The organism is Nocardia sp. CC201C (assembly GCF_030010695.1).
GTDB lineage: Bacteria > Actinomycetota > Actinomycetes > Mycobacteriales > Mycobacteriaceae > Nocardia > Nocardia otitidiscaviarum.
Window position 1 is genome coordinate 1 of sequence record NZ_JASCXP010000396.1, and the last position, 6981, is coordinate 6981.

The following is a 6981-nucleotide window of genomic DNA, read 5'->3' on the forward strand; positions in this document are numbered from 1 at the left end:
GCCCGGGCAGTTCGATTATGGTCGCCGCCTCCGGGCGATCCGGGTCCACCATCGCGATCACGGTGACCGGGTCGAAGGTGCTGGATACGAACAGCCGATGCCGCCGCGGATCGTAGGCCAGGCCGTTGGTGGAGGTGACCGCCGAGGAGAACGGGCCCGCGTCCGCCCCGGCGCGCACCAGCGTCATGCGGGTGTCGGCTCCCATATCGCTGGTGACCACGAAGTCGCCGCCGGGCAGCAGCGCCAGCCCGTTCGGCATATCGAGTCCGGCCGCGACGCTGCGACGCGCGCCGGTGTGCAGATCCACCGACTCGATCCCGCCGGGTTCGGCGGCGAACTTGGATTGCAGGCTCAGCCCGGTCGTGTAGTAGAGCGTGTCACCGACGACGCTCAACTCTCCGACCCCGTCGATATCGTCGACCAGGGTTCCGCGCTGCCCATCGGCGGCGATTTCGCGCACCGCCCCGCCGGTCCCGGTGGCCGACTGTTCCGAGAGCAGCAGCCCGCCGCGCCCGTCGAAAGCGAGGCTCTCCAGCATGCCGTACCCCGACGCCACGGTGCTGGCCGTCCATCTGCCGCAGTGGTCCGCCGTGGCGGGCGCGGCCCCCGCCGGTCCGGGCGGGGCGAACGGGGCGAGGGCCACCCCGACCGACGCGGACAGCAACGTTCGTATGGCGGATTTCCGGAACCTCATCAACTGGTACTTCCCGTGGGTGCCTGCGGCCTGCGCGGGCGGCCCTGCCAGCCCGCCACGCGGTCGACCTCTGTAGGGCGGCACGCTAGCCGCGGCGGCAGCTGTCTGGGGAAGCTTTGGTCTCGAATTGTCAGATAGCCCAGGCCGTCTGAGTCGATCCAGACATTCCGACAAGTCGTTACCGACAGTCGCGGCCGTCGGCCGCCGCGAGACCGTCGGTCCATGAGACGGGGAGCCCGAAGCGTGGAAAGACGTCCTCGGGTGGGAAATGAGTGAGTGCGGCAATGCCGTTCGCCGCGAGGGCGAGTACCAGCATTCCGGTCGCCCGAAACTCCGACGCTCCTGGAAGCAGGGAATAGCACGCGACGGCGGGCTGCGTATTGGCCCGGACGGCGACCAGGCGTATCGGGTGCTCGTGCCGGAACGCCGGGACGTACCGGAGGAATTCGGCGATCGCCGCACGCCCTCCATAGGCATGCGGCCAGGGCGGCATGGTCAGCCAGGCGTCGTCGGTCAGCAGTTCGACGACGGCATCGACATCGCGATCGGTGAAGGCGTCGGCGAAGCGCCGGGTCAAGGCCCGCTCGGCCGCCGAACCGGGCGCGGGAGCCGGTCCCGCGGGGCCGCGCCGCACCGACTCCAGAGTTTCCCGGGCACGCTGCAAAGCCGCCTTCACCGCCGTCGGACTGGTGCCGAGGAGTTCGGCCGCCTCCGCACCGGAGAACTCCAGCACCTCGCGCAGCACCAGGACGGCCGCCTGCCGGGGCGGCAGCTGCTGGAGTGCGGCGATGAAGGCGAGTTCCACCGATTCGCGGTGCTGATAGCGCAGTGCCGGATCGCCGTCGAGCAGGGTGTCCGGGTAGGGCTGCAACCAGCCGACGGCATCGTGCGCGGGTGGCTCGGGCACCTCGAAGGGCAGTGGTTCGACCGGATGCCGCCGTGCGGTGCGCAGCGTGTTCAGGCACCTGTTGGTGGCGATCCGGTAGAGCCAGGTGCGCACCGAGGACCGCTGTTCGAACTCCCCCAGCCCGCGCCACGCCGCCACCAGGGTCTCCTGAAGGGCGTCCTCGGCGTCCTGGAACGAACCGAGCAGGCGGTAGCAGTGCAGCTGCAATTCGCGCCGATACGGTTCGGTCAGTTCGCGAAACGCCCGCTGGTCGCCGGAGCGGGCTGCCGTGAGGGCCTCGGTCACGTCGCCATTCTGGCACCGGTCCGTTTCGTCGGTGGCCGGTGTCCATTCCAGCGACAGTTCCCATTCGACCACGAGGTGACCGATATGAACCAGCACACCAGCCCCGCCCTCGACCTGGCCCGCGCCTACTTCGACGCCTGGACCGGGCACGATATGGACAAGGCCATGACCTACATCGCGGCCGACATCGTCTGCGACACGCCCGCGGGCCGAATTCGGGGCGCGGACGCCTTCCGGGCGTTCCTCGAACCATTCGCCGATACCGTCACCAGTGTGCGACCGCTGGCCGCCTTCGGTGACGAGACGACCGCGCTGATCATGTACGACACCGCCTCGGTTCCGGTGCCCTCGGCTCCCGGCGCGGAGCTGATCCGGGTGGAGAACGGGCGAATCACACAGAGCCGCTTCATCTTCGATCGCCTGCCCTTCTATCTCGCGGAGACCGCCGCGACGCCGGGCTGAGTTCGCCGGCGCGCGGTCTGGGTTAGTATCGCTGCCGTTCGGATCCGCAACCTCGCAGTAGGCGCAAGATCACCGTTGATATGCGACAGAGGTATCAGCCATGAGCGGAATCGGTTACGAGCCCGGACGATTGCATCTGCTGACCGTCGGGGCCGCACGCAAGAACGAGGGCTGCAGCCCCTACGGAATCATCGCACGCAGTCTCGCGCGGCAACTGCTCGACGCCGGTGAGCGCGTCCGCATCGTCGCCGAGTCCGACCAATTGCACGATTGGCCGCACCCGGTCGAGCTGATCTCCGGATCGATCACCCGACCGCTGGAGATCTGGGACGCGTTCACCGGCGTCGACGCCGTCTTCCTCACCGGAGCCGATCCGGCCACCCTCGACGACGCGCTCGCTCTCGCCCGCACCGCGCACGTCGGCCAGATCGTGCTGCTGTCCTCGCACGGACCCGAGTACGAGGCGGCCTATCCGCGCGAGACCTGGTTCTGGCTGGCCATCGAGAAGGCCGTCGAACGTTCCGGCATCGGCTGGACCCATATCCGGCCTTCGGCCGTCATGGGCTCGGTCCTGGAAGGCACCTATCCCGCCACGGGTTCGGACTGGGCCGACACCATCCGCGCGGAAGGCGTTGTGCGCGAAGCATTCCTGAACACGGGTCACTACCCGTTCATCCACGAGGACGACCTCGCCGCCGTCGCGGCCGCGGCCTTGCGCAGCGACGACTACCTGGGGATGACCCTCGAGGCCGTGGGCATGCCCATCAGCACCCTGTCCCGAATCCGCTTCATCGCCAACGCCCTCGGCCGCGACATCACCACCGTCGAACTCACCCCCGACGAAAGCCGTGCCGTCTGGCGCGACCGCGGCTGGCCCGACGGCGCCATCGACGTCACCCTCTACGCCCTCGAGGAATACGCCACCCACCTCGAGGAACTCATCGCCTGGACCCTGGACCAGTCCCCGTCGGTCTCGGAGATCATCGGCCGCCACCCGCTCAGCTACGCGGAATGGGCCCTCGAACACGCGAAATTCTTCCGCTGAACCGGGCCGCCTCCCGACCCCGGAGCCGAGCCCAAGCAGCTGTCGGAATCGCTTGTCTGCACGAGGAGCCCCCTTGTGCGGTGCTATCCGTGGGGCATGGCCGGACCGCGCGGTTCGACCCGCGTTCAAGTCCCTGACCTGTACACCGATACCCCCGTCACGCTGGACAAAGCCGGATTCGCCGCGGCGGTCCAGGTCGCCGAGGTGCTGACCACGGTGCTGCTCGCCGCACTGCGCGCACCCCGGCCCGACCTGCTCGGTGTCGCGGGATTCTCGCCCGCGGCCGCGCTCGCCGCGGTCGGTAACGGCGCGGGACTGGGCACCTGGTGGGAATCGGCGGTATCGACGCGCGAGATCCACCAGGCCACCGGATGGTCGCGGTGCAATTGGGGGTCGCATCACCGCGCCGCACAAACCCGACGCCGAACCCTCCGACCAGGGTGGCGCGGGCTAGCCGCACGGGCCGCCACGGCACAGCGGCACTGTCTCGGCGTGTACTGTCTCGGCCATGTACAGACCGATGGTCGGTCGGTAGAGTGCGGGGCGGGAGGCATGATGCGACAGGTGAAGAAGCCCGAGGTGCGCAAGGCGGAGATCGTGGACGCGGCGATTCGCGGTTTCGCCGAGCGCGGCTACGCCGCCACCACCGTGGATGCGATCGTCGGCGAGCTCGGGGTGGCGAAGGGGTGCTTCTACCACCACTTCGGGTCGAAGGATCAGCTGTTCGCCGAGGTGGTCGAGGTGTACGCGGAGCGGCTGTGCGCGCGGCACCTCGAGATCCTGCGGGACGCGACGCTGTCGCCACGGGATCGGCTGGTGGCCTACATCGACCACAGCTACGCCGTGGCCGAGCGCGATGCGGTCCCCGGTGTGGTCGACATGCTGCACGGGGAGCGGTTCCGGGACATGCACCACCGGGTCGTGAACCATGCGGTGAACGTGCTGCGTCCGGCCGTGCGGGAATTGCTCGCCGAGGGGGTGTCCGCCGGTGAATTCCGGCTGACCGACCCGGAATTCACCGGTGTCGCGCTGCTCGGCGCGTTGCGGGAACTGCACGAGTACTACGCCGATCGGACCGGTGTGGATCTGGTGGCGCATCGCGCCGCGGTCCTGGAACTGCTGGCGCGCCTCCTGGATGCCGACATCGCCTGACAGCGGGAGACAATGATGAAAACGACTGCGGTGACCTTCGATTCGTCCGGCACCGAATGCTCCGGGACGCTGTACGCCGACGCCGAGACGGGCGTGGCGCCCGCGGTGGTGCTGTGCCCGGGTTTCAGCGGTACCCAGGACACTCCGGCGCTGGTGGCCGCCGCCCGCGCCTTCGCGAACGCCGGATACGCGGCCATGACCTTCGACTATCGGCGCTTCGGCACCAGCGCGGGCGAACCCAGGCAGGTAGCCGATCTCGAGGAACAACTCGACGACATCCGCGCTGCCGTCGCCTTCGCCCGCGCACACCCGGGCATCGACCCCGACCGGATCGTGCTCTGGGGCACTTCCCTGGGCGGCGGTCACGTCGTGACCGTGGCCGCCGGGGACGCACGGATCGCGGCCGTGGTGGCCCAGGTGCCGTTCAACGGATTCCCGCGCCGGGCCGAGGGACGTTCCACGCGCGCCACCCTGGCGCTGCTCGCGGTCATGGTATCCGATTGGCTCCGTGGCACTTTCGGCCTGCGCCCGCGCTACATCCCCGCCGTCGGGCTGCCGGGAGAACTCGCGGTCATGACCGGGCCGCAGGCACACGGCACCATCGCCGCCATGGACAGCAAGACCTGGCGCAACAGCATCGCCCCGCGCGTGCTGCTTCAGATGATGCGCTACCGGCCCGGCCGCCACGCGCCGGACCTGCGGATGCCGCTGCTGGTCTGTATCGCCGAGCACGATCGCGAGACGGTCGCCTCCGGCACCACCGAACTCGCCGATCGCGCACCGCACGCGGAGCTGCGCAGTTATCCCCTCAGCCACTTCGAGATCTACCACCCCGAGCATCGCGACGAGATTCTCGCCGACCAGGTCGACTTCCTGAAGCGGGTGCTCGTCACGAGCTGACCCGACATCGCACCCCGAATTAGGCAACCCTAAGTTATTGTGGTGCGATGGGTGAACAGGTGACCCTGGGCGAGATCCAGGAAACGCTGCTGATTCCGCTGTACGGACGCGCCTGCGATGCGGTGCGGAACCCCTCGGTCCTCGCGGACGGCAAGGCCGTCGAACTCGTGGCGTCGATCGACTACGACTTCACCAAGTTCCGCGGACCGTCGCTGTTCGGGTCGGTGCTGCGGGCGTCGATCTTCGACGAGTACGTGCGGGCGTTCCTGCACGAGCATCCGCACGGCACGGTGGTGGATCTGGGCTGCGGCCTGTCCACCCGCTTCGACCGACTCGACAACGGCACCGTCCGCTGGTTCGACCTCGACCTCGACGACACGATGGCGTTGCGGCGCAAGTTTTTCGACGACCGCGACCGCTACACCATGCTCTCCGGATCCATCTTCGACACCGACTGGTATGAGCAGGTTCGCGCGGACGGCGGGCCGGTCTTCCTGCTCAGCGAGGCGGTGCTGCTCTACTTCGACGCCGAACGCGTGCACGCCCTGCTGCGGCGGTTCGCCGAGGCGTTCCCGGACACTCCGCTCGCCTTCGACACCGGCGGCCCGGCCATGATGAAGACTCAGGACCGCAACCCCGTATTCCGGGCCGTCTCCGCCCGCATGCGATGGACCTGCGACGACCCCGCCATCCTGGAACGCCACGGCCTGCGACTGCGCGAATCCCGCACGCTGGCCACCCCGCAGCCCGCCGTCGCCCGCACCTGGCCCGCGCGATACCGCTACGGTCTCAAAGCATTCGGCTGGACCCCGCCGATCACCACCTACAAACTCAACCTGTTCACCACGCGGTGACCGCGCCGCCGCCTCGCGGCCTGCGCGCCGTCCTCCCCGGCGCCCCGATTATGATGATCAGTGATTTCGCCGTCCTACCGAGGAGGCCGCGCTGTCCGAGCGCTCCAGTGCCGATGTCGTCACCCCCGACCTGAGCGAGGCCGCCGACCTCTATCTGACCATCGGCCGCTTGCTCCGCATGCTGCGCCAGTCCGGCGACTCCGGCGCGCTCTCCCCCGGCGCAGCCTCCGCTCTCGCCTCGCTGGCCCGCTCCGGCCCCCTGCGCCTGGGCGACCTGGCCGCCGTCGAACGCGTCAGCGCCCCCACCATGTCGCGCATAGTCACCGGCCTCGAACGCGCCGGCTACCTCGAACGCGCCGCCGACCCCGGCGACGGCCGCGCCCAACTCCTCACCGCCACCCCCACCGGCCACAACCTCGTCAACGGTCTCACCTCGGCCCGCATCCAACGCTTCGCCGCCGCCATGGAACGCCTCGACCGCGAGCAGAGAGACGCCCTGACAACAGCTTTGAACGTCCTCGTCGACGAACTAGCCCGCTGACCGCACACCACCGCCCGGCCATAGAGTCGAGAAACCTGTTCTGTCCAGGCGTTTTGGTAACTCCGCATACTGTCTGTAAGGTTGTATTCACCCGACGCGGGGTGGAGCAGCTCGGTAGCTCGCTGGGCTCATAACCCAGAG

The 6981-nt window shown here is 68.9% G+C and carries 8 protein-coding genes and 1 pseudogene; 7 read left to right on the top strand and 2 right to left on the bottom strand.

Annotated features, from left to right (window positions below; genetic code table 11):
* Positions 1–538, bottom strand: a pseudogene (locus QK444_RS29580) (hypothetical protein); the annotation flags it as partial.
* Here QK444_RS29580 and QK444_RS29585 point away from each other — a divergent pair.
* Positions 537–770, top strand: coding sequence for a hypothetical protein (locus tag QK444_RS29585; protein ID WP_282785412.1), 234 nt, complete (start codon positions 537–539; stop codon positions 768–770). The pseudogene QK444_RS29580 and the gene QK444_RS29585 sit on opposite strands and share 2 nt — an antisense overlap.
* A gap of 102 nt (positions 771–872) precedes the next feature.
* Here the strand turns inward: QK444_RS29585 and QK444_RS29590 are convergent, their stop codons facing one another.
* Positions 873–1886 carry an RNA polymerase subunit sigma-70 gene (locus tag QK444_RS29590; RefSeq protein WP_282785413.1) on the bottom strand — a complete coding sequence of 338 codons (1014 nt, stop codon included), beginning with the start codon at positions 1884–1886 and terminating at the stop codon, positions 873–875.
* 84 nt (positions 1887–1970) lie between these two features.
* Between QK444_RS29590 and QK444_RS29595 the strand changes: the two genes are divergently transcribed.
* The 6 genes from QK444_RS29595 (at position 1971) to QK444_RS29620 (ending at position 6840) form a co-directional block, all read left to right on the top strand.
* Positions 1971–2348 (top strand): nuclear transport factor 2 family protein, encoded by a 378-nt coding sequence (locus tag QK444_RS29595; protein ID WP_282785414.1) that lies wholly within the window; start codon positions 1971–1973, stop codon positions 2346–2348.
* 100 nt (positions 2349–2448) lie between these two features.
* Positions 2449–3393: an NAD(P)H-binding protein gene (locus tag QK444_RS29600; protein WP_282785415.1), complete on the top strand. Its 945-nt coding sequence runs from the start codon at positions 2449–2451 to the stop codon at positions 3391–3393.
* Between the two features lie 75 nt (positions 3394–3468).
* The gene (locus tag QK444_RS29605) at positions 3469–4545 is read left to right on the top strand and encodes a TetR/AcrR family transcriptional regulator (RefSeq protein ID WP_282785416.1); all 1077 of its coding nucleotides are present in this window, start codon (positions 3469–3471) and stop codon (positions 4543–4545) included.
* 12 nt (positions 4546–4557) lie between these two features.
* Positions 4558–5445, top strand: coding sequence for an alpha/beta fold hydrolase (locus QK444_RS29610; RefSeq protein ID WP_282785417.1), 888 nt, complete (start codon positions 4558–4560; stop codon positions 5443–5445).
* A 47-nt stretch (positions 5446–5492) separates the two neighbouring features.
* Positions 5493–6299 carry a class I SAM-dependent methyltransferase gene (locus tag QK444_RS29615; RefSeq protein WP_282785418.1) on the top strand — a complete coding sequence of 269 codons (807 nt, stop codon included), beginning with the start codon at positions 5493–5495 and terminating at the stop codon, positions 6297–6299.
* A 178-nt stretch (positions 6300–6477) separates the two neighbouring features.
* The gene (locus tag QK444_RS29620) at positions 6478–6840 is read left to right on the top strand and encodes a MarR family transcriptional regulator (RefSeq protein ID WP_051037269.1); all 363 of its coding nucleotides are present in this window, start codon (positions 6478–6480) and stop codon (positions 6838–6840) included.
* The last annotated feature ends 141 nt before the right edge of the window (positions 6841–6981 follow it).

Excerpts from the sequence above, each read along its gene's own strand:
- QK444_RS29595 (WP_282785414.1), top strand. The coding sequence starts at position 1,971 with ATGAACCAGCACACCAGCCCCGCCCTCGACCTGGCCCGCGCCTACTTC.
- QK444_RS29620 (WP_051037269.1), top strand. The coding sequence starts at position 6,478 with ATGCTGCGCCAGTCCGGCGACTCCGGCGCGCTCTCCCCCGGCGCAGCC.
- QK444_RS29610 (WP_282785417.1), top strand. The coding sequence starts at position 4,558 with ATGATGAAAACGACTGCGGTGACCTTCGATTCGTCCGGCACCGAATGC.
- QK444_RS29585 (WP_282785412.1), top strand. The coding sequence starts at position 537 with ATGCCGTACCCCGACGCCACGGTGCTGGCCGTCCATCTGCCGCAGTGG.
- QK444_RS29600 (WP_282785415.1), top strand. The coding sequence starts at position 2,449 with ATGAGCGGAATCGGTTACGAGCCCGGACGATTGCATCTGCTGACCGTC.
- QK444_RS29615 (WP_282785418.1), top strand. The coding sequence starts at position 5,493 with ATGGGTGAACAGGTGACCCTGGGCGAGATCCAGGAAACGCTGCTGATT.